Source organism: Streptomyces sp. NPDC006510 (assembly GCF_040611955.1).
Classification (GTDB): domain Bacteria; phylum Actinomycetota; class Actinomycetes; order Streptomycetales; family Streptomycetaceae; genus Streptomyces.
In genome coordinates this window covers 1-21,199 of sequence record NZ_JBEXPH010000076.1, presented here as the reverse complement: position 1 = coordinate 21,199, position 21,199 = coordinate 1, and the positions used below count along the sequence as shown (strand labels likewise).

The following is a 21,199-nucleotide window of genomic DNA, read 5'->3' as shown; positions in this document are numbered from 1 at the left end:
TTACCCGCCGAGTTGCGAGGCGCTGGGCACCTTGTCCTTCACCTCGGCGCCGGCGCTGCTGCCCGCGTCCTTGATGTTGTTGATCACGCTCTCGAAGGCGCCGATGTCACCCTCGCCCGCCTCGCCCTTGCGGAGCTTGTCGCCGAGCCCCTTGAGCGATTCGATGCCCGCCGTCAGTGGCGCGATCGCCTTGGACAGCAGCGGATCGCCCTTGGCGTTGACCGCCGCCGCCTTCAGCCGGTTGTAGGTGAAGCCGCCGGCGAGCCCGGCCTTGACGAGGGCGAAGGTCCGCCCGTCCGCGCCCTTCTTGAACTTGCCCGCCCGGTACGGCTTCACGATCCACTGGTACGTCGCACCGGCCGCGAGCCCCGCGTTGGCGACGAACCGCGCCTTGGCGAACTTCTGCGCCTGGGCCGACGACGTGCCGCTCGGGGACGCCGAGCTGCTCGCACCGCTGCCGTCGCCCCCGCCGCACCCGGTGGCGCCCACGACCAGGGCGCAGCACAGCAGCGGCGGGACGAGCAGACGGCGGAGCGGTACGGAACCGGTCACGGCGGAACTGGGCACAGCGGGCCTCCCTGGCCGGGCACATCAGGGCGATCTCTACGTTGAGTGACGAGATCGACCACTCTCGGTAAGGTTCGCCCGGCCCCGGACGGTGTGCCACTCCGGCAACGCCGTCCGGGTTCCCCGGCGCGCGACGGCGACCGGCGCCGCCACCGACACCGCCTGAACCTAGGGGCAGCAGTCCGGCTCCAGCCCGTGCGGCAGGTGTTCGCCGCCGAAGACCGCCGTGGTCGCCTCGTCGCCGCCGAGCGCGGCCACGGCGAGCAGCAGCGATCCGGCCGTCCAGGTGGTGAGCTCCTGGGGCCAGAAGGCCCGGTCGCCCTCGAAGACGTACCCCGTCCAGTACATGCCGCCCTCGGCGCGCAGATGCTGGATGGACTGGAGGATCTCCAGCGCCCGGTCGGACTCGCCCATCACCCAGAGCGCCAGGGCGAGTTCGCAGCTCTCGCCGCCGGTCACCCACGGGTTGGGCAGCACACAGCGCACCCCGAGGCCGGGGACCACGAAACGGTCCCAGCTCTCCTCGATCCGCTCCTTGGCGGCCGTTCCGGTGAGCGCGCCGCCGAGGACCGGGTAGTACCAGTCCATCGAGTAGCGGCTCTTGTCCAGGAAGCGTTCCGGATGGTTGCGGATCGCATGGCTCAGCGCCCCCGTGGCCAACTCCCAGTCGGGCTGCGGCTCCTCGCGCCGTTCGGCGAGGGCGAGCGCGCAGCGCAGCGCCTGGTGGATGGAGGAGCAGCCGGTCAGCAGCGCGTCGTCGACGGGGGTTCCGTCGGCTTCGCGCTTCCAGCCGATCTGGCCGCCGGGCCGCTGGAGCCGCAGCACGAATTCGACGGCGGCGAAGACGGTCGGCCACATCCGGTCGACGAACGCGTCGTCGCCGGTGGCGAGGTAGTGGTGCCAGACGCCGACGGCCACGTACGCGCAGAAGTTGGTCTCCAGCGAGCAGTCGGTCGGCCGGTCCGGGTCCCCGTCGTGGTACGCGGCGTACCAGGAGCCGTCCTCGTTCTGGTGCCGGGCCAGCCAGTCGTACGCGCGCTCCGCGGCGGCGTGCTCGCCCGCCGCGTCGAGGGCCATGGCGGCCTCGGTGTGGTCCCAGGGGTCGAGGTGGTGGCCGCGGAACCAGGGCAGGGCACCGTTCTCGCGCTGCACGGCGAGCAGGGCCGCGACGGTCTCGGCGGCCTCCTCGGCGGTGAGGACCCCGGGCAGTACGAGGTGTTCGGTCTGCTCGGGAACGGTCACGCCTCGGCCTTGGTGAGGTCCTCGGCCGCGGCGGCCACGGGCAGGTGCGGCTTGGTCGCGTACGCCACGAAGCTCTTGCCGACGACCGGGTTGAGCAGCTGCTCGGCCACCCGGGTCGCCATCGGCTTCTTCATGATGTCCCAGACCAGCAGCTTGTGGTACGCGCGGACCGGCAGCGCCTTGTCGTTGTCGACACCGAAGGCGCACTTCAGCCACCAGTACGGCGAGTGCAGGGCGTGGGCGTGGTGGGTGCCGTACGGCTTGAGGCCGGCGCCGCGGATCTTGCCGAGCAGTTCGTCGGCCCTGTAGATGCGGATGTGGCCGCCCTCGACCTCGTGGTAGGCGTCGGAGAGCGTCCAGCAGACCTTCTCGGGGCCGTACCGCGGCACGGTGATCGCGATCCGGCCGCCGGGCCTGAGCACCCGGACCATCTCGGCGAGCACGCCCTTGTCGTCGGGGATGTGCTCCATGACCTCGGAGATGATCACGACGTCGAAGGACTCGTCGGGGAACGGCAGGTTGAGCGCGTCGCCCTCCATCGCGGTGGCGGTGGCACCCTCGGGGGCCTCGCCGGCCTCCTTCATCGCGGCGAACCACTTCGCGACCTCGCGGATCTCCTCGCCGTTCCGGTCGAGGGCCACGACCTGGGCGCCGCGCCGGTAGCACTCGAAGGCGTGGCGTCCGGCGCCGCAGCCCAGGTCGAGCACTCGGTCACCTGCGGCGAGCGGGAAGCGGGTGAAGTCCACGGTCAGCACGAATGCCTGCTTTCGCGGTCGAGGGGGTCAGGGCGGGTACGACGGAAAGGGACGGCGGTGTCAACGACGGCCGCCGGGACGCGCGGCACCGGACCGGGCGGCGATCGCCTCGCGGTAGCGGGCGGCGGTTCCGATGGCGGCCTGCTTCCAGGTGAAGCGGGAGAGCACCCGGGCCCGGCCCGCGGCCCCGAGCCGGGCCCGCAGTTCCGGGTCGCCGAGCAGCCGGGCGAGCGCGTCGGCGAGCGCCCCGGCGTCGGCGGGCGGGACGGCCAGGCAGGTCTCGCCGTCCGGGCCCGCGACCTCGGGAATGGCACCGCCGGTGGTGGCGACGAGCGGGGTGCCGGTGGCCATGGCCTCGGCGGCGGGCAGCGAGAAGCCCTCGTAGAGCGAGGGGACGCAGGCGATCTGGGCGCCGCGCACCAGGTCGACGAGTTCGGCGTCGCTGATGCCCTTGACGAACTCGACGGCGTCCTGGAGTCCGTGCCGCTCGATGGCCTGCGCGACCGGTCCGTCCTCGGCCCGCTTGCCGACGACCACGAGGTGCGCCTCGGGGTTCCCGGTACGGAGCTTGGCGAGCGCGTCGACGAGGTGGACGAGGCCCTTCAGCGGTACGTCGGCACTGGAGGTGGTGACGATCCGGCCGGGCACCTCGGCGACCGACGGGTCGGGCGACCAGAGGTCGGTGTCCGCGCCGATGTGCACGACGTGTATACGGTCCTGGCGCACCCCGAGGTGGTCGACGATCTCCTGCTTGGAGGAGCCGGAGACGGTGAGCACCGAAGGCAGCCGGCGCGCGACCCGCTTCTGCATGCGGGTGAAGCCGTACCAGCGGCGTACGGAGGCACGCCGGCGGCGGCTCTCCGCGGCGTCCAGGTCCAGCTGCCGGTCGACGGTGATGGGGTGGTGGATCGTGGTGACGAGCGGGGCGCCGAGGTCCGCGAGCAGTCCGTAGCCGAGGGTCTGGTTGTCGTGGATGACGTCGAACTCGCCGCGGCGGGCGGCGAGATGGCGCCGGGCGCGCAGGCTGAAGGTGAGCGGTTCCGGGAAGCCGCCGGTCCACATGGTGGCGACCTCGGCGGCGTCGATCCAGTCCCGGTACTCGCCGCGCTTGGGGGTGCGGAACGGGTCGGGCTGGCGGTAGAGGTCCAGGCTCGGCAGCTCGGTGAGCGGGACGCCCTCGTCGAGCACCGGATAGGGCTGGGCGCCGATCACTTCGACGCTGTGGCCGAGCCGGGCGAGCTCGCGGGCGAGGTGGCGTACGTAGACGCCCTGGCCGCCGCAGAAGGGGTTGCCCTTGTAGGTGAGGAGTGCGATGCGCAACGGGCGGTCGTCGGCGGTGCCGGACGCGTCGCTGCCCGTACGGGGGCCCGACTCTATGGCCTCAGCGGTCACACTCGGCCCCCTTCTCCCTGCGTGTTCGCCGGAGCGTAACCGCTCACGCTAATCTAGAACAAGTTTCAGACTGGATCGTTCAATGAGCTACGAATCTACCGGCAGGTAGCGTCGGCGCAACGGCCGGATCAGGTGATTCGCGCCACCACCCGGCACGCTGGCATGCTGTGCGCCCCCGGGAGACCGAACGCCTCCCTCCGGTCGCGGACAGAAGCCATGGATGGGGACACATGACAGCGGAAGCCAAGCCGGCATCGCCGCCCCTGACCGAGCGGCAGGAAGCCCGCCGCCGCCGCATCCTGCACGCCGGCGCCCAGCTCGCCGGGCGCGGCGGCTTCGAGGCGGTGCAGATGCGTGAGGTCGCGGAGGAGGCCGGGGTCGCCCTGGGCACGCTGTACCGCTACTTCCCGTCCAAGATCCACCTACTGGTCGCCACCATGCAGGACCAGCTCCAGCACATGCACGCGACGCTGCACAAACGCCCCCCGGCCGGCCAGGACCCGGCGCAGCGGGTCGCCGACACCCTGATGCGGGCCTTCCGCGCGCTCCAGCGCGAGCCGCATCTGGCGGACGCGATGGTGCGGGCGCTGACCTTCGCGGACCGCAGCGTCAGCCCGGAGGTGGACACCGTCTCGCGGATCACGACGGCGATCATCCTGGACGCGATGGGCCTGGAGCATCCGACGCCGGAGCAGCTGTCCGCGGTCCGGGTCATCGAGCACACCTGGCACTCGGCGCTGATCACCTGGCTGTCGGGGCGGGCGTCGATCGCCCAGGTGAAGATCGACATCGACACGGTGTGCCGGCTGATCGACCTGACGAATCCGGACGCGACGAAGCCATCGGATGCGCCTCAGAGCGTCCGGCAGTAGGCCTCGCGGCGTCGCGGGGCTGGGGCACGCGCCTTCACCCGCGCTGCCTACTGCCGGACGCTCCTAGCGCACATAAAGCCCGTCCCCTGGTGCTTTCATCACATACCTCTCACTGACCTGACCGAAAGAGTCACAGGCCACTCCTTATCATGGTCATGACCAGCACCGATGGAGAGGAAAACATGGCTGACCAGTCAGGCAGTGCAGGCGGCGCGACGGGGACGCAGGCCCCGGGCGGACCCGGATACGGCGTCCAGCCCCCGGCCGGCTACGGATACCCCGGTGGCGCCCCGCTGCCCAGTGGCAAGGCGACCGCCTCGATGGTGCTCGGCATCCTCGGCCTGGTCCTCATCCCGATCATCCTGCCGATCATCGCGCTGTGCCTCGGCATCTCGGCCAAGCGCATGGCGGACCGGGGCCAGGGCGGCGGCCGCGGCCAGGCGGTCGCCGGCATCGTGATGGGCAGCGTCGGCATCGCGTTCGCCGTGCTCGGCATCATCGTGGCCACGATCCAGGGCATCAGCGCGATGTGACGGGCCACCGCCCAGGACCCGCGCACCGCGTACCGGCCGCGCAGGGGAACCGTACGATCCGGTTCCCCTGCGCGGCTTTCGCTTTCCGGGCCCATGTGCGGCCCCCACATGCGCACCGCGTCAGGTGGGGTGCCCTGCACCATGTCGACGGCGGCACGGTGTTCATACGGTTCGGCGACATCACATGAACACGCCGAGGAGCCGGTCACCATGCGTCGCAGAGCCACAGGTACCCCCCGTCACCGCAGATCCCTCTCCGCCGCCGTCGCGCTGACCTGCGCCGGTCTCGTGCTGGCCGGGTGCACCGCCGCCGGGAAGGCGGGCGAGAGCGATTCCGGCGGGGACGCGAAGGACCGGACCGTCAAGGTGGGCCTGGTGTACTCCCGGACCGGGCTCCTCGCGGACTACGGGAAGCAGTACCGCGACGGATTCATGGCGGGCCTGGACCACGCCACGAAGGGCACCCGCGAGGTCGCCGGGCACCGCATCGAGGTCACCGAGCAGGACGACGCGGGCGATCCGGGCAAGGCGGTCTCCGCGGCCAAGAACCTGATCGGCAAGGGCTACAAGGTGCTGGCCGGCACCACCGATTCCGGGGTGGCGCTCCAGATGGCGCCGCTCGCCGCCCAGAACAAGGTGCTGTACATCAGCGGCCCGGCCGCCACCGACGCCGTGACCGGCATCAACGACTACACCTTCCGTTCGGGCCGGCAGTCCTACCAGGACATCCTGACCGCCGGGGCGATGCTCGGCGAGGCCAAGGGCAAGAAGGTCACGGTGCTGGCCCAGGACTCCACGTTCGGCCAGGCCAATGTCACCGCGGTGAAGGCCGTCCTCGGCTCCAAGGGCGCGGAGGTCGGCTCCGTACTGGCTCCGCCCAGCGCCACCGACCTCACCCCGTTCGCCCGGCAGGTGAAGGCGGGCAGGCCCGATCTGGTCTTCGTCGCCTGGGCCGGCTCGACCGCACCGGCGCTGTGGACCGCGCTGGACCAGCAGGGCGTGCTGGAGGCGGCCAAGGTCGTCACGGGCCTCGCCGGAACGGCCTCGTACCCGGTCTTCGGCGACGCCGGTTCCAAGGTGTCGTTCCTGGCGCACTACTTCCCCGGCGCGGGCGGCGGCAACGCCGTGGAGAAGTCCATGCTGGACTCGGTCAAGAAGGCCGGCGGCACCCCGGACCTGTTCACCCCCGACGGTTTCACCGCCGCGCAGATGGTGGTGCGCGCGATCGAGGAGGGCGGCGCCACCGACACCGCCGCCATGGTGAAGGCCCTGGAGGGCTGGAGCTTCGACGGAGTGAAGGGCAAGGAGCAGGTCCGGGCCGAGGACCACGCCCTGGTGCAGCCGATGTTCGTCGCGAAGCTCAAGGGGAAGGGCGCCGGTGCCCGGCCGGAGCTGGTGAGCACCGAGCCGATGGACGAGGTGGCACCGCCCGCCAAGCCCTCGGCGGGCTGACCGATGGCCGTACCGGACACCACCGCGGAGCACCCGGGCGGGGCGCGGACCGCCGCCCCGGTGCTCCAACTGGCCGGGCTCGGCTGGGGCGTCGGCGGGGCGACGATCGTCGAGGACGTCACCCTGAGCGTCCACGAGGGCGAGTTCCTGGCCTTCATCGGCCCCAACGGAGCGGGCAAGACCTCCCTGTTCAACCTGATCAGCGGGCTGACCACGGCCACGTCCGGCACCATCGCGCTGGACGGCACGGACATGACGGGCAGCCCCGCGCACGCACGGGCGCGGCGCGGCATCGGCCGCACGTTCCAGACGTCCAGCCTCTGGCCGGCGATGAGCGTGGCCGACCACGTCCGGCTGGCCGCCCAGGCGGCCCGGGGCGGCTCCTACCGGCTGTGGCGGCGGGCGTCCCGCTACACCGCCGAGGTGGACGGCGTACTGGAACGCACCGGTCTCGGCCACCGGGCACGGGCGACGGCGTCCGAGCTGTCGCACGGCGAGAAGCGGAAGCTTGAGCTCGCGGTGCTGCTGGTGGGCGAGCCGCGGCTGATGCTGCTCGACGAGCCGATGGCCGGGGTCAGTGCCGAGGAGGTCCCCGCGCTGACCGAACTCATCCGCACCCTGCACCGGGACGAGGGCCGCACCGTCCTGATGGTCGAGCACCACATGGACGTCCTGCTGGGGCTGGCCGACCGGCTCGCCGTGATGCACCACGGAAGGCTGCTGGCGCTGGACACCCCCGAGGCAGTGACCGCCGACCCGACCGTCCAGCAGGCCTATCTCGGGGAGGGGTTGTGACGACCGGGACCCTGCTCGCCGTACGGGACCTGCGGGTCCTGATCGGCGGCCGGCACATCCTGCACGGCGTCGACCTGGACGTCGCCCGGCAGGGAGTGACCGCGCTCCTCGGCCGCAACGGCGCCGGGAAGACCACGACCGTACGCGGCGTCCTCGGCCTCGTCCCGCGCAGCGGCAGCGTACGGCTGGACGGCGAGGAGACCGTGTCGATGCCCACCCACACCGTGGTGCGGCTGGGCATCGGTTACGCCCCCGAGGACCGGGGCATCTTCGCCGGGCTGACCGTCGCGGAGAACCTGCGCCTGGCCGAGCGGCGCGGCGCGGGCGAACCCGCGTACCCGCTCGTCCATGAGCTGTTCCCCGAACTGAGGCGCCGCGAGCGGCAGTTGGCCGGAACGCTGTCCGGCGGGCAGCAGCAGATGGTGGCCATCGGCCGCACCCTGCTCAACGGGAACCGGCTGATCATCGCCGACGAACCCACCAAGGGTCTGGCGCCGAAGGTGGTCACCGAGGTCGCCCAGGTGCTGGAGCGGGCCGCCGAGGCGGTGCCGGTGCTGCTCGTGGAGCAGAACCTCGCCGTCGTACGGCGTCTGGCCCTGCACTGTGCGGTGCTCGCCGACGGCCGGACGGCCCATCAGGGACCGGCCGCCGAACTGCTGGGCGACGCGGAGACGGCACGGCGACTGCTGGGCGTCGGACACGGCCCGCCCACCGAATCACCTTCCGTGGAGGCGGATTCCTGATGTCCACCGTCGTTCTGCTCACCATGACCGGACTCGGTCTGGGAGCCCTCTACTTCCTGATCGCATCGGGACTCTCACTGATCTTCGGCCTGATGGACGTGCTCAACTTCGCGCACGGGGCGCTGCTGTCCATCGGCGCGTACGGCACCTGGTGGGCGGCTTCCGGGAATCTGCCCGGCGCCGGTCCGGACGGGGCGGGCTTCGCCCTCGCGGTCCTGTTCGGTACGGCGGTGGGCACCGCGGCCGCCGTGCTGCTGGAACTCGCCGTCGTCCGGCCGCTCTACACCCGGCCGCGCGAGCAGGTCCTCGCCACGGTCGGGGTGGGGCTCGCCGTCCCGGCCCTCCTCTCGGGCATCTGGGGCTCGGACGCCCGCACCTTCCCGGGTCCGAAGGCGCTGTCCGGCACCTTCGGCCTGTTCGGCGCCCAGGTACCGGTCAACCGGCTGGTCCTGGTCGCGGCGGCGGTCGTCGTGCTCGTGGCGCTGCGGCTCTTTCTCGGCCGCACCCGGCACGGCCTGGTCGTACGGGCCGGGGTCGAGGACCGGGCGATGGTCACCGCACTCGGCATCGACGTGCGCAAGGCGTTCACGCTCGTCTTCGCGATCGGCGGTTGCGTGGCCGCACTGGGCGGGGCGCTCGGCGGCCTGTACTTCGGCTCGGTCGACCCGCGTCAGGGCACCTCGCTGCTGATCTTCGCGTTCGTCGTGGTGGTCACCGGGGGCATGGGGTCGGTGAGCGGCGCCGCCGTGGCGTCCGTCGTCATCGGCCTGGTCCAGCAGTTCGCCAACTACTACACCGCAGCGGGTCTCGGCGATCTGGCCGTCGTCGTCCTGCTCGCCGCGCTGCTGCTCGTACGGCCGCGCGGACTGACCGGGAGGCTCGCGTGAGCACCGCCACCGAGACACACCGCCGCACCGGCGAAGACCCCACGGCCGCGCGGGCCCCCGGGAACACCGCCCGGCTGCTGCGCCGCTGGTGGCCCGCCGCCGCACTGCTGGTCCTGGCCCTCGCCCCCTACAGCGCGCTGCCGCTGCCGGGGCTCCTGGACGGTCCGCTCGGCAGCCCGGGAAGCCTCCAACTCCTCGCCACCTGCCTGCTGTTCGGCGCGCTGGCGACCGGCTACGACCTGCTGCTCGGGCGCACCGGGCTGCTCTCCTTCGGGCACGCGCTGTACTTCGCGGCGGGCAGCTACGCCACGAACATGTTCCTGCTGGAGGCGGGACTCCCGTTCGCCGTGTCCGCGCTGCTCGGCGTCGGCTGCGGGATCGCGCTCGCGCTGGTCCTGGGGTCGGTGAGCCTGCGGGTCACCGGCATCGGCTTCTCCATGGTGACGCTGGCGTTCGCCCAGGCGGGATCGATCCTGGTCTCCCGCAACCCCGGCGGTCTGACCGGCGGCGAAGAGGGGCGGGCCGCCCCCGCCGATCTGCTGCCGTCCGGGCTCGTGGGCATCGAGCACACCGCGAACCTCTACTGGCTGGCGCTCGCCTATCTGGTCCTCACCCTCGCCGTCGTCCACCGGGCGGTCAACTCCCCCACCGGACGCGTCTGGGAGGGCATCAAGGAGAACGAACGCCGGGTGGAGGTGCTGGGGCTGAAACCGTACGGATTCAAGCTCACGGCCTTCGTCCTGGCGGGCGCCCTGGCCGCGCTGGGCGGTCTGGTGCACCTGCTGCTCACCGGCGGCTCGACCCCCCAGACGACCACCTCCGACTTCACGCTGTCCCTGCTGGTGATGGTGGTGCTCGGCGGCTCCGGCACCCGGTGGGGGCCGATGGCCGGCGGCATCCTCTACACCTGGGCCGATCACCGGCTCGGTGATCTGGCCGGTTCGGGCGCGGTCGCCGAGCTGCCCGCGGTGCTGCGGGTGCCGCTCTCCCAGCCGCTGTTCCTGCTGGGTGTGCTGTTCGTGGCCGTGGTACACCTGCTGCCCGGCGGCCTGGCCCGGCTGCCGTCCCGGCTGGCCGCGGCACGCCGCGGGCCCGCCGGCACCGAAGCACCCATGGACAGGAAGTCCCGGAAGGAGAACGGACGCCCGTGATCGCTTACGAAGAGGTACGAGTACCCGTGACCGGGGGCGAGTTGGCGGCACTCCGGTGGCCGGCCCGGAAGCCCGGCGCCCCGGTCGTCGTCGCCCTGCACGGCATCACCGCCAACGCGCTGTCCTGGGGGCCGGTGGCGAGGCTGCTGGGCGGCCGCGTCACGCTGGTCGCGCCGGATCTGCGCGGCCGGGCCGGGAGTTCGGCGCTGCCGGGTCCGTACGGGATCGCGGCGCACGCCGACGACGTGGCCGCCGTGGCCGCGGCGCTGGCCCCGGGCCGGGTGGTGCTGGCGGGCCATTCGATGGGCGCGTTCGTGGCGGCGCTGGCCGCCGTACGGCACCCGGAGCGGTTCGGGCCGCTGCTGCTGGTCGACGGCGGCATCGGTTTCCCCGCCCCCACGCACCTGGCGCCGGACGAGCTGATGACCGCCGTGATCGGCCCGGCCATGGACCGGCTGTCGATGACCTTCCCGGACCGGGCCGCGTACCGCTCGTTCTGGCAGGCGCACCCCGCGTTCGCGGATGCCTGGTCGGACGAGGTGGACGCGTACATCCAGCGCGACCTGACCGGGGACGAACCCGCCATGCGGTCCACCTGCCGGATCGAGGCGGTGCGCACCGACGGCATCGGCCTCTTCGACGAGGAGGTGCTGACGGCGGTACGGAAGCTGCCCGTTCCGGCGACGCTGCTGTGGGCGCAGCGCGGCCTGATGGACGAGGAGCAGGGCCTGTACGACGAGGCCCGGCTGGCGGCGGCGGACCTCGGGGGTACCCGGGTGACGCCGGTGGCGGTCCGGGACGTCAACCACTACACGGTGCTGACGGGGGACGCGGGCGGCAAGGAAATCGCGCGCCGGTTGCTGGACCTGTCCGGCGCCTGAGGACATCGCTGGGCCTGCCCAGCGACCTGAGGACACCCTCACGCCGGGGGCGGCCGGGCGGCTACCGCTCCCGGCCGCCCGTCAACAGATGCAGCCGCAAGGCGAGTTGCAGCTCCAGGGCCCGCCCCGGCTCGTTCCAGTCGCGTCCCAGCAGCACCTGCACCCGGTCCAGCCGCTGCACCACCGTGTTGACGTGCACGTGGAGTTCGTCCTTGGCGCGGACGAGACTGCCCCCGGACCGGAAGTAGGCGCCAAGGGTGCGCACCAGGTGCGTGCCGCGCTGCGCGTCGTACTCCAGCAGCGGCCCGAGCGTCGCCGAGACGAAGCCGTCGACGTCCTGCGCGTTGCCCAGCACCACGCCCAGGAAGCCGAGTTCCTCGACACAGGCCCCTTCCCCCGCGCGCCCGAGGACCCGCATCGCGCGCAGGCAGCGGGCGGCCTCCCCGTACGCGGCGGCCAGCTCCCGGGCGCCGCGCGCCGGGCCGGTGGCGGCAACGGTGACGGGGGTCTGGGCGAGCTGACCGAGCTGGGCCGCCGCCGCGCGGGCCGCCTCGCCCGCGGCCGGTCCGGGGTCACCCGCCTCCACCAGCAGCACCACGGCCCCGGCGTGTTCCGCGCTCACCCCGTGGATGTCCCCGCCGAACAGATAGCGCATCGCGGCGGGGGCCAGCTTCTCCCGGGCCCCGGCCTCGGCCACCAGCAGCAGATGCGGGCGGTCGAGGTCGACGCCCAGACGCCGGCCGCGTTCGGTGAGTCCGGCCGGGTCGCGGTCCGGTTCGGTCAGCAAATCGGTGATCAGCTCCCCACGTATCCGGTTCTCGGTCTCGGCGACCGTGCGCCGCAGCAGCAGAAGCAGTCCGGTGACCACCGAGGCGCGTTCGAACAGCCGCCGGTCGGAGTCGTCGAGCTGCCCGCGCCGATGCAGAACGAGTCCGGCCAGGAGTTCCCGCCCGGCGAGCACCGCGCAGATCCACCGGCCGTCGCGGTGCACGGCGCGGGCGCCGGTACGGGATTCCTCGGCGGTCTCGGCCAGCCATCCGGCGTCCATGCCGTCGGCGGCGAAGTCCGCGCCGTCGGGCCGGACGGCCGCCAGGGGCCGCCCACCCGGGTCGTGGATGGTCAGCGGGGAGTCCAGCAGCCCCGCGACCGCCGCCGCGACATCCTTGACGTCCCGGCCGCGCAGCACCAGGTCGGTCAGCCGGTCGTGGGACTCCTCGGCCCGTCGCATGGCCGCCGAGTGCGCCCGTACCGCCGCGTTGGCCTCCGCCAACTCGGCGTTCGCCTGCGCCAGTTCGTCCAGTGCCGACCGGGTGTCGGCGAGTGCGCGGGCGGTGTCGATGGCGATCGCGGCGTGCGCGGCGAGCGAGCAGAGCAGGGCGACCTCGTCGGGGCTGAAGACGCGGGACGCGCGGTCGGCGGCGAAGAGGACGCCGATGACCGTTCCGGTGTCGCCGCGGCTGGAGCCGAGGAGCAGCGGCACGCCCAGGATGGCGACGAGCCCGTCGTCCAGCACCGCGGAGTCGATGTTGCGGGTGTGGTGGAAGCGGTCGTCGGTGCGGTAGTCGTGGGTGGCATACGGGCTCGCGGTCTGCGCCACCAGCCCGCCGAGCCCTTCGCCCAGCTCCAGCCGCAGGCGCTGGAAGGACACCGACACCGACCCGTCGGTGACCCGCATGTAGGTGTCCCCCGCCTCCTCGTCGGGGAGGGTGAGATACGCGGTGTCCGTGCCGAGCAGCATCCTGGCCCGGCGGACGATCGCCTTCAGCACCTCGTCCAGGTCGCGGGAGGCGGCCAGGTCGCCCGCGGTGTCGAAGAGCGCGGTGAGCTGGAGCTCGCGGCGGCGGTGCTGGCGCAGCGCGCCCCTGATCCGCAGGGCGGCGGCGGTGGCCCGCTCCACCTCCGCCAGATCGTCGGCGGGCACCCCGGCGGCACGCGCCTGCGAGGAGACGGCGCCCAGCGCCTCGGCTGGGGCGTCGTCGGCCAGCAGGTCGAGCAGGCGTCGCAGATGGGGCGCGGCGGAGGTGGACGGTTCAGACATGGGTGGTCGGCATTCGTAGGGGGCGGGGGGTCAGTTGGCGGTCCAGCCGCCGTCCATGGAGAGCGAGGTTCCGGTGATGTGCCCGGTGCGCGGACCGCAGAGCCACAGCACGGCCTCGGCGACGTCGTCGGGCTCGATCAGCCGCTTGATCGCACTGCGTTCCAGCATGACCCGGCCCACCACCTCCTCCTCGGAGATGCCGTGGGTACGGGCCTGGTCCGCGATCTGGTTCTCGACCAGCGGGGTGCGTACGTACCCGGGGCAGACGCAGTTGCTCGTCACCCCGTGCTCCGCCGCTTCGAGCGCGACCACCTTGCTGAGTCCCTCCAGTGCGTGCTTGGCCGTCACATAGGCCGATTTGTAGGGGCTGGCCCGCAGTCCGTGCACCGACGAGATGTTGACCACGCGCCCCCAGCCGCGTTCGTACATGCCCGGCAGGGTCCGGCGCAAGATGCGGAACGGGGTCTCCACCATGACGCGCTGGATCAGCGCGAAGCGGTCCGGCGGGAATTCGTGCACGGGGGCGACGTGCTGGAGCCCGGCGTTGTTGACCACGACGTCCACGTCGGCGGGCAGCGTGTCCACCGCGTCGGGGACGGAGAGATCGACCACCCACGCCGTCCCGCCGATCTCCTGCGCCAGGCTCTTCGCGGCGTCGGCGGCCTTGTCCACCACGTGCACATGCGCGCCGGCGGCCGACAGGGCCTCGGCGCAGGCCCGCCCGATCCCGCTCGCGGCGCCGGTCACCAGGGCGGTGCGCCCGGCGAGCAGCCGGTCCGAGGGGGACGGCGCGGCATCGGTGGCGGGCGGCGGAACGGTGAGCGGGGCGGGCCCGGGGTCCGGGCGCTGAGGAGTCTCCATGGCCGTCACCGTAAGGAGGCCGGGGCCCACGTCACACGGGGCCGGTGCACACACCGTCGTACACCGGCATGGTGGTGGCGCACATGGGGCGGGTCCGGCGGCGGGTCGTCAGTGCGCCGCGTCCAGCGCCGCCCGCTGCTCCGCGGTCAGCTCCAGGTCCACCGCGGCCAGGCTCTCGTCCAGCTGTGCCACCGAGGAGACGCCGACCAGCGGGACGAACGGGATCTCGCCGCCGATGAGCCAGGCCAGGACCACCTGCTGGCCGGGAGTCTGCATGGTGGAGTGCGCTCCGGGACAAGGGCCTCCCGGGCGCGCAACGGCGATGCCGCACACAGCCGGGAGCCGGGAGTGTCCGCCGGGCCCATGGGCGCGGACGCCCCCGCCCTTTAGCGTCCGCCCCACAGCCCCTGCTCCCCCCACACCGTCCGAAGATCCGGACCAGCCCCAACAGGAGGCACCCGTGCGCCCATCGATCCTGCGACGCCTGCTCCGGCGCGTCGCCTCCACGGCCGCTCTCGCCCTCGTCGCGGCGACGCTGAGCGCTGCCGGAGCCGTACAGCCGGCCGCTGCCGCCGGTGGTCTGCAACAGGTCACCGGCTTCGGTTCGAACCCCGGCAACCTCCAGATGTACGAGTACGCCCCCGCGTCCCTGCCCGCGAACGCGCCACTGGTCGTCGCCCTGCACGGCTGTACGCAGACCGCGAACGACTACTACACGGCCTCGGGCTGGCCGAAGTACGCCGATCTGTGGGGCTTCGCCGTGGTCTTCCCGCAGACCACGGCAGCCAACAACGCCCTGTCCTGCTTCGGCTGGTTCGACCCGGCCGAGGACACCAGGGGCAAGGGCGAGGCCGCCTCGATCGTGCAGATGGTGGAGTACGCGAAGCAGCAGTACGGCTCGGACGGCCGCCGGGTGTACGTCACCGGCCTCTCGGCGGGCGGCGGCATGACGGCCGATCTGCTGGCCGCGTACCCGGACGTGTTCGCGGGCGGCTCCGTGGCCTCGGGCCTGCCCGCCCAGTGCGCGACGAGCCAGGTGGGCGCGTCCGGCTGCCAGACCGGGCCGCAGAAGCTGACGCCCGCGCAGTGGGGCGACAAGGTGCGCGGCGCCTACCCCGGGTACTCGGGCCCCTGGCCCCGGGTGGCGATCTGGCAGGGCACCGCCGACTACACCGTGTACCCCGCCAACGCCACGGCCCTGCGCGACCAGTGGACGGATGTCTGGGGCATCGGCCAGACCCCGTCGTCCACGGACACCCTCCCCGGCAACACGACGCGCAGCATCTACAACGACGCCTCGGGAAACCCCGCGGTGGCCACGTACTCCGTCTCCGGCATGGGCCACGGCCTGGCCGTGAGCCCCGGCTCGGGCACCGAGCAGTGCGGGAGCACGGCCGCTTACTTCCTGAACGCCATCTGCTCGACGTACTACACGGGCGTCTTCTGGGGCCTGGACCGGGACGTTCCCGGCGGCGGGGAGCAGCTTCCCGCCCCGTCCGGCCTGCATGTCACCGCCGTCACGGCGAACAGCGCCTCGCTGTCCTGGGACGCGGTCGCGGGCGCGGGCTCGTACGCGGTGCACCGCAACGGTACGAAGGTCGCCACCACCGACTCCACTTCGTACACGGACCCGGGTCTCACCGCCGGCACGGCGTACCGCTACACGGTGGCGGCGATCGACGGATCGGGCACGCCCGGCACCGCCTCGCCCCAGGTGACGGCGACCACGACCGGCGGCACACCGGCGCGATGCTTCACCGCGACCAACTACGCGCACGTGACGGCGGGACGGGCCCGCACCGCGGGCGGTTCCGTGTACGCCAACGGCTCCGACGAGAACATGGGCCTGTACAACGTCTTCGTCACCCACACCCTGAAGGAGTCACCGGCGGGGTACTTCGTGATCGCGGACAGCGGGTGTGCGACCTGAGCGGTGTCCGGCGCGGTCAGGTCTTCCCGCCTACTCCTCCGGCGGGAAGACGACCTCCCCCGAATCGGTCAGCGTGATCGTGATCGCCTCGACCGGGCACCCCTCGGCGGCCGCGAGGACCTTCTCGTCGGCGTCGGTCTCCGGGGCCGACGGGCGGGACTGCCGGGCGGAGTCCAGCGCGAACCGGCCCGGCGCGTGGTTCAGACACATCCCGGAGCCGATGCAGATTCCCCGGTCGACCTCCACGGCCCAGCGGTCCCTCATCACGCCTCCCCGTATCCGGCCGGCAGGTGGATCATCTTGTGCTCGAAGTACTCGCCGTACCCCTCGGGCCCGAACTCCCGCCCCAGGCCGGAGTTCTTGTACCCGCCGAACGGGCCGAGCATGTCGAGACTGAAGGTGTTCACGCTGTACGTGCCGGTCCTGACCCGGCGGGCGATGTCGATGCCGCGTTCGGTGTCGGCGGTCCAGACGCTGCCGCTGAGCCCGTAGTCGGAGTCGTTGGCGATCCGTACGGCCTCGTCCTCGTCGCCGTACGGCAGCAGGCAGATGACGGGGCCGAAGATCTCCTCGCGGGCGATGCGCATGGAGTTGTCGACGTCCCCGAAGAGGGTCGGTTCGACGTACCAGCCCCGATCCTGGGACGCCGGACGGCCCCCGCCGGTGAGGATCTTGGCGCCTTCGTCCTGCCCGATCCGGATGTATGCGAGCGAGCGCCGCTGCTGGCGCTGCGCGACGAGGGGGCCGAGTTCGGTGGCGGGGTCGAGCGGGTCGCCGACCTTCAGCGCCCCCGCCGCGGCGGCGAACGCCTCGGCCGTCTCGTCGTAGCGGGAGCGCGGGACGAGGATGCGGGTCTGGGCCACGCACGCCTGGCCGTTGATCATCCAGGCGAAGGGGACGATGCCCGCGACGGCGGCGTCCAGATCGGCGTCGGGGAGGATGACGGCGGCCGACTTGCCGCCCAACTCCAGTGTGACGCGGGTCAGGTTGCGCGAGGCGACCTCCATCACCCGGCGCCCGGCGGCCACGGACCCGGTGAACGACACCTTGTCGACGCCGGGATGCCCGACCAGGTACTCGCTGACCTCGCGGTCGGCCGGAAGGATCGACAGCACCCCCTCCGGCAGCCCGGCCCCGGCGGCGATCTCGGCCAGGATGTAGGCGTCCAGCGGGGATTCGGGCGAGACCTTGAGCACCGCGGAGCAGCCGGCCAGCAGCGCCGGCGCGAGCTTGGCGGCGGCGGTGAACTGCGGAACGTTCCACGGCACGACGGCCGCGACCACCCCGACCGGCTCCCGGCGCACCAGCAACGGCCCGAGCGCCCCGGCCCGCCGCTCCTCGTACGGGAATTCGCGGGCGACGGTGATCGCCGCGTCCCACACCATCATCGCGGCGAGCGCCTGCACCATGACGCTCGACGTGTACGGGGTGCCGTTCTCCGAGCTGATGACCCGGGCGATCTCCTCGTACCGCACGGCGAACCCGTCCTTGATCCGGGTGACCACCGCGATCCGCTCGTCCAGGGTCATCCGGGCCCACGGCCCCTCGTCGAACGCCCGCCTCCCGGCGGCGACGGCCCGGTCCACATCCGCCTCGCAGGCGTGCGGCACCCGGCCGATGACCTGTTCGGTGTGGGGCGAGACGACCTCGATCACATCCCGGCCCAGCGGATCGGCCAACTCCCCGCCGATGAACAGTTTTCCGTGTTCGACAAGCTCGGTCATGGCTGCTGCCTCCCGCGGCCCGGTGCGTCACCCGACTCAGTATCCGACTCAGCATCTGACTCTGTGTCAGAACTGATACCAGTTCCAGTTCCAGGAGTCCACGGCCGCGGCAGCGGACCGGACGAGATAGTCGACCAGGGCTACTACTGGAACAAGTTCTCGTTACAGTGGGCGCGGTGCGCCCCCAATGGGCGCGACGCACCACAGCCGCACGTCGCCGAGAGAGATGGGGACCTCATGACGCAGGTGACCGACCATGGCGGGGGCGTGCACAGCATCAAGGTGCCCATCCCGGACAATCCGCTGGGCCATACCCTCGTGCACGTCCTGGACACCGATCGGGGACCGGTCCTGATCGACACCGGATGGGACGACCCCGAGGCGTGGGACACGCTCGGCGCCGGACTCGCCGCCGTCGGGACGGGGATGGCCGACATCCACGGTGTGGTCATCACCCACCACCACCCCGACCACCACGGGCTCTCCGGCCAGGTGCGCGAGGCCTCCGGGGCCTGGATCGCCATGCATGCGGCCGACACCGCGATCGTGCGCCGCACCCGGGAGTCCGGACCCGGCAGGTGGCTGACCTATCTCGCGGCCAAGCTCACCGCGGTCGGAGCGCCCGAGGAGCACCTCGCGCCGTTGCGGGCCGCCGCGGCGGGCGGGGCGCGGATGCGGACCCTGCCCGGGTTGCGGGCCGCGCTGCCGGACCGGGAGATCGTGCCCGGTGAGCTGCTGGATCTGGCGGGGCGCAGGCTGCGGGCGATCTGGACGCCGGGGCACACGCCGGGGCATGTGTGCCTGCACCTGGAGGAGGAGCATCCGGGGAATCTGCCGGGCCGGGGGCGGCTCTTCTCGGGGGATCACCTGCTGCCGGGGATCAGTCCGCACATCGGGCTGTACGAGGACCCGGACGACGCGACGGTCACCGATCCCCTCGGCGACTACCTCGACTCGCTGGAGCGCATCGGCAGGCTCGGGGTCGCCGAGGTGCTGCCCGCCCATCAGTACGCCTTCACCGATGCGGCGGGGCGGGTACGGGAGCTCCTCGGGCATCACGAGGAGCGGCTGACCGGGCTGCTCGGGCTGCTGGCGGAACCGCTGACGCCGTGGGAGCTGGCCGAGCGGATGGAGTGGAACCGGCCCTGGGAGCAGATCCCGCACGGCTCCCGGAACATCGCCGTCTCGGAGGCGGAGGCGCATCTGCGGCGGCTGGTGAAGCTCGGGCGCGCGGAGGCGGTGCCGGGGAGCGGGCCGGTGACGTACATCGCGGTGTGACCGTGCCGGGCAAGGCGGGGTGCCCCGACGTGCGGGACGGGTCCGGCGTGACGTACGTCTCGGTGTGATCAGGGGCGCTCCTCCCGGCCCGGCCCCCGCCCCGACCCGCCCGGTAGAGTGTGCGGGTCGTCATCATGCCCGTTCAGGGGGAAGCCGGTGCGAATCCGGCACTGACCACGCAGCCGTGAGCCGCTGACACAGCGGTGAGTCGGAATGCCCTGTCCGCGGTCGTGACCGGCTCGCACCACCGACCCCCGGTGGTCGGCACCGTCGAGGTATACGGAGCCGGAGCCTGGTGCCTGAGCGTGCCTGTGCCCGGTTAACCCCGCAGGAGAGGCCCCGCCCGCCATGACCGTACGCCGCAGCGCAGCAACGCTCGCCGCCACCGCCGCCGTGCTCTGCGCGGCCGTCGCGCCGGTCGCGGTCGCAGCGCCGTCCCCGTCGCCCTCGCCGTCCGTCGCGCTGCCTGCCGGGCTGTACGGCACGAAGGACCCCACCTACGACGGGGTGTGGCGGCAGTCACTGGCCTTCCTCGCCCAGCGGCTCGAAGGGGTCACACCGGCCGCGAAGTCGGTGGACTGGCTGATCTCCCAGCAGTGCGCCGACGGCTCCTACGCCGCGTTCCGGCCCGATGTCTCCAAGCCGTGCGACGCGAAGACGGTGCGGGACACCAATGCCACCGCGGCCGCCGCCCAGGCGCTGGTCGAGGTGGGCGGGCACCGCGAGACCGTGAACAACTCGGTGCGCTGGCTGAAGTCCGTACAGAACGAGGACGGCGGCTGGGGCTACACCGCGGGCGCGCCCAGTGACGCCAACTCCACCTCCCTGGTGATCGGCGCCCTCGCCCGGCAGGGGCAGCGGCTCACGGACATCACGACCCCCGGCGGCAGGACTCCCTACGACCCGCTGCTCGCGCTCGCGATCCCGTGCGGCGGCGAGGACGGTGGCGCCTTCGCCTACCAGCCCGACAAGAAGGGGAAGCTCGCCGCGAACGCGGACGCCACCGCGGCCGCCGTGCTCGGCACGATGGGCAAGGCCATGGCCGTCGGGAACAACGCCGCGGGCAAGGCGCCCGTCTGCCGGTCCGGTGCGGTCCGCACGCCCGAGCAGGCCGCCCAGAACGGCGCCCACTACCTCGCCGGCGCCCTCGCCGGGAGCGGTCACCTGAACCAGCCGCCGATGCCCGGCGCCACCGAGACGACCCCGCAGCCCGACTTCGGCAACACCGCGGACGCGGTCGTCGCGCTGTCCGCGGCCGGCCACCAGGACAAGGCGGCCAAGGCCATCGGCTGGCTGAAGAAGCACTCCGCGGACTGGGCCGGACAGAACGGTCCCGCCGCCTACGCCCAGCTGATCCTGGCCGCCCACGCGACCGGCGACAACGCCCGGGACTTCGGCGGCGTCGACCTGGTCGCCCGGCTGAACGCGGCCGGCCCCGAGCCCGCCGCCGTCGTGACGCCCGACCCGTCCGCCGACACCGGGTACGAGGCCACGGAGAAGGACCAGGTGCACAGCGGCGACGACGTGATCGGCGGCGTGTGGTGGTACATCGGCATCGCCCTCGTCGTCGCGGCGGGCGCGTTCTTCCTGATCAGTGGCCGCCGGAAGAACCAGCAGCCGTGAGGCGCACGGGAAGGACCGGCGCGCTGCTGGTCCTGGGCGCCGTCCTGGCCGTGCTCGGCGCGGGCCCGGCCCAGGCGGCCGGGTACCGGTACTGGTCGTTCTGGGAGAGCTCGGGCTCCGGCTGGACCTACGCCACTCAGGGCCCGTCCCTGGTCCGCCCGGACGACGGGGCGGTGCAGGGCTTCCGGTTCTCGGTCAGCGAGGACTCCCAGGAATCGGCGAAGCCGCGCCGCGCCCCCGACTTCGCGAAGATCTGCGCGGACACCCCGGCCGAGGACGGCACCAAGCGGATCGCCCTCGTCATCGACCCGGGCACGGCCGCGGACGCCCCGGCCGGTGAGACACCGCCCGCGCTGCGCACCGCCTGTGCGCGGGTCGGACCCGAGGCGAGCGCCGCGGAGGCGCTCGCCTCGGTGGCCGAGCCGCTGCGCTACAGCAGCGACGGGATCGGGAGAGGTCACGGGTGATCTCCCGT

19 protein-coding genes, 2 pseudogenes and 1 riboswitch are annotated in these 21,199 nt (G+C 72.7%); of the genes and pseudogenes, 12 read left to right on the top strand and 9 right to left on the bottom strand.

Translation table 11 applies throughout. The features are described from left to right. From ABZY11_RS22730 to ABZY11_RS22715, 4 genes are all read right to left on the bottom strand, one after another. Window positions 1-552: a hypothetical protein gene (locus ABZY11_RS22730; protein WP_356480904.1), complete on the bottom strand. Its 552-nt coding sequence runs from the start codon at window positions 550-552 to the stop codon at window positions 1-3. A 183-nt stretch (window positions 553-735) separates the two neighbouring features. Continuing rightward, the gene (locus tag ABZY11_RS22725; RefSeq protein WP_356480891.1) at window positions 736-1,809 is read right to left on the bottom strand and encodes a prenyltransferase; all 1,074 of its coding nucleotides are present in this window, start codon (window positions 1,807-1,809) and stop codon (window positions 736-738) included. Continuing rightward, a complete protein-coding gene (locus ABZY11_RS22720; protein ID WP_356480890.1) occupies window positions 1,806-2,564 on the bottom strand; it encodes a class I SAM-dependent methyltransferase in 759 nt (252 codons plus the stop codon). The genes ABZY11_RS22725 and ABZY11_RS22720 overlap by 4 nt, the downstream gene beginning before the upstream one ends. A gap of 60 nt (window positions 2,565-2,624) precedes the next feature. Further along, window positions 2,625-3,956, bottom strand: a complete 1,332-nt coding sequence (locus ABZY11_RS22715; RefSeq protein WP_356480889.1) for a glycosyltransferase family 4 protein — start codon at window positions 3,954-3,956, stop codon at window positions 2,625-2,627. A 230-nt stretch (window positions 3,957-4,186) separates the two neighbouring features. Between ABZY11_RS22715 and ABZY11_RS22710 the strand changes: the two genes are divergently transcribed. The 8 genes from ABZY11_RS22710 (at window position 4,187) to ABZY11_RS22675 (ending at window position 11,270) form a co-directional block, all read left to right on the top strand. Then, window positions 4,187-4,828 (top strand): TetR family transcriptional regulator, encoded by a 642-nt coding sequence (locus tag ABZY11_RS22710; RefSeq protein WP_356480888.1) that lies wholly within the window; start codon window positions 4,187-4,189, stop codon window positions 4,826-4,828. A gap of 182 nt (window positions 4,829-5,010) precedes the next feature. After that, window positions 5,011-5,361 carry a DUF4190 domain-containing protein gene (locus ABZY11_RS22705; RefSeq protein ID WP_356480887.1) on the top strand — a complete coding sequence of 117 codons (351 nt, stop codon included), beginning with the start codon at window positions 5,011-5,013 and terminating at the stop codon, window positions 5,359-5,361. Between the two features lie 210 nt (window positions 5,362-5,571). Next, on the top strand, window positions 5,572-6,813 hold the full coding sequence (locus ABZY11_RS22700; protein ID WP_356480886.1) for a substrate-binding domain-containing protein: 1,242 nt from the start codon (window positions 5,572-5,574) through the stop codon (window positions 6,811-6,813). A gap of 3 nt (window positions 6,814-6,816) precedes the next feature. Next, window positions 6,817-7,608, top strand: coding sequence for an ABC transporter ATP-binding protein (locus tag ABZY11_RS22695; RefSeq protein WP_356480885.1), 792 nt, complete (start codon window positions 6,817-6,819; stop codon window positions 7,606-7,608). Then, a complete protein-coding gene (locus ABZY11_RS22690; RefSeq protein WP_356480884.1) occupies window positions 7,605-8,351 on the top strand; it encodes an ABC transporter ATP-binding protein in 747 nt (248 codons plus the stop codon). The genes ABZY11_RS22695 and ABZY11_RS22690 overlap by 4 nt, the downstream gene beginning before the upstream one ends. Beyond that, a complete protein-coding gene (locus tag ABZY11_RS22685; RefSeq protein WP_356480883.1) occupies window positions 8,351-9,238 on the top strand; it encodes a branched-chain amino acid ABC transporter permease in 888 nt (295 codons plus the stop codon). Before ABZY11_RS22690 ends, ABZY11_RS22685 begins: the two co-directional genes overlap by 1 nt. Then, window positions 9,235-10,389 (top strand): branched-chain amino acid ABC transporter permease, encoded by a 1,155-nt coding sequence (locus ABZY11_RS22680; RefSeq protein ID WP_356480882.1) that lies wholly within the window; start codon window positions 9,235-9,237, stop codon window positions 10,387-10,389. The genes ABZY11_RS22685 and ABZY11_RS22680 overlap by 4 nt, the downstream gene beginning before the upstream one ends. Next, window positions 10,386-11,270, top strand: coding sequence for an alpha/beta hydrolase (locus ABZY11_RS22675; protein WP_356480881.1), 885 nt, complete (start codon window positions 10,386-10,388; stop codon window positions 11,268-11,270). The genes ABZY11_RS22680 and ABZY11_RS22675 overlap by 4 nt, the downstream gene beginning before the upstream one ends. A 61-nt stretch (window positions 11,271-11,331) precedes the next feature. Here the strand turns inward: ABZY11_RS22675 and ABZY11_RS22670 are convergent, their stop codons facing one another. The 3 genes and pseudogenes from ABZY11_RS22670 to ABZY11_RS22660 form a co-directional block, all read right to left on the bottom strand. Continuing rightward, a complete protein-coding gene (locus ABZY11_RS22670; protein ID WP_356480880.1) occupies window positions 11,332-13,308 on the bottom strand; it encodes a GAF domain-containing protein in 1,977 nt (658 codons plus the stop codon). A 30-nt stretch (window positions 13,309-13,338) separates the two neighbouring features. Then, window positions 13,339-14,169 carry a 3-hydroxybutyrate dehydrogenase gene (locus tag ABZY11_RS22665; protein WP_356480879.1) on the bottom strand — a complete coding sequence of 277 codons (831 nt, stop codon included), beginning with the start codon at window positions 14,167-14,169 and terminating at the stop codon, window positions 13,339-13,341. A 108-nt stretch (window positions 14,170-14,277) separates the two neighbouring features. Further along, window positions 14,278-14,427 (bottom strand): annotated as a pseudogene (locus tag ABZY11_RS22660) (aldo/keto reductase); the annotation flags it as partial. 202 nt (window positions 14,428-14,629) lie between these two features. Between ABZY11_RS22660 and ABZY11_RS22655 the strand changes: the two are divergent. Next, the gene (locus tag ABZY11_RS22655) at window positions 14,630-16,099 is read left to right on the top strand and encodes a PHB depolymerase family esterase (protein WP_356480878.1); all 1,470 of its coding nucleotides are present in this window, start codon (window positions 14,630-14,632) and stop codon (window positions 16,097-16,099) included. A gap of 30 nt (window positions 16,100-16,129) precedes the next feature. Here ABZY11_RS22655 and ABZY11_RS22650 read toward each other — a convergent pair whose 3' ends face one another. Both ABZY11_RS22650 and ABZY11_RS22645 read right to left on the bottom strand, forming a co-directional pair. Next, window positions 16,130-16,363, bottom strand: a complete 234-nt coding sequence (locus ABZY11_RS22650; protein ID WP_356480877.1) for a ferredoxin — start codon at window positions 16,361-16,363, stop codon at window positions 16,130-16,132. Next, window positions 16,363-17,823, bottom strand: a complete 1,461-nt coding sequence (locus ABZY11_RS22645; RefSeq protein WP_356480876.1) for an aldehyde dehydrogenase — start codon at window positions 17,821-17,823, stop codon at window positions 16,363-16,365. The genes ABZY11_RS22650 and ABZY11_RS22645 overlap by 1 nt, the downstream gene beginning before the upstream one ends. A 237-nt stretch (window positions 17,824-18,060) precedes the next feature. Here ABZY11_RS22645 and ABZY11_RS22640 point away from each other — a divergent pair, with 237 nt between their 5' ends. The 3 genes and pseudogenes from ABZY11_RS22640 to ABZY11_RS22630 form a co-directional block, all read left to right on the top strand. After that, window positions 18,061-19,101, top strand: a complete 1,041-nt coding sequence (locus ABZY11_RS22640; RefSeq protein WP_356480875.1) for an MBL fold metallo-hydrolase — start codon at window positions 18,061-18,063, stop codon at window positions 19,099-19,101. Window positions 19,102-19,207: 106 nt separating this feature from the next. Continuing rightward, window positions 19,208-19,342: riboswitch (cobalamin riboswitch) on the top strand. 107 nt (window positions 19,343-19,449) lie between these two features. After that, window positions 19,450-20,724: a prenyltransferase/squalene oxidase repeat-containing protein gene (locus tag ABZY11_RS22635; protein WP_356480874.1), complete on the top strand. Its 1,275-nt coding sequence runs from the start codon at window positions 19,450-19,452 to the stop codon at window positions 20,722-20,724. Further along, a pseudogene (locus ABZY11_RS22630) lies at window positions 20,721-21,158 on the top strand (SCO2322 family protein); the annotation flags it as partial. The gene ABZY11_RS22635 and the pseudogene ABZY11_RS22630, both read left to right, overlap by 4 nt. Window positions 21,159-21,199 lie beyond the last annotated feature (41 nt).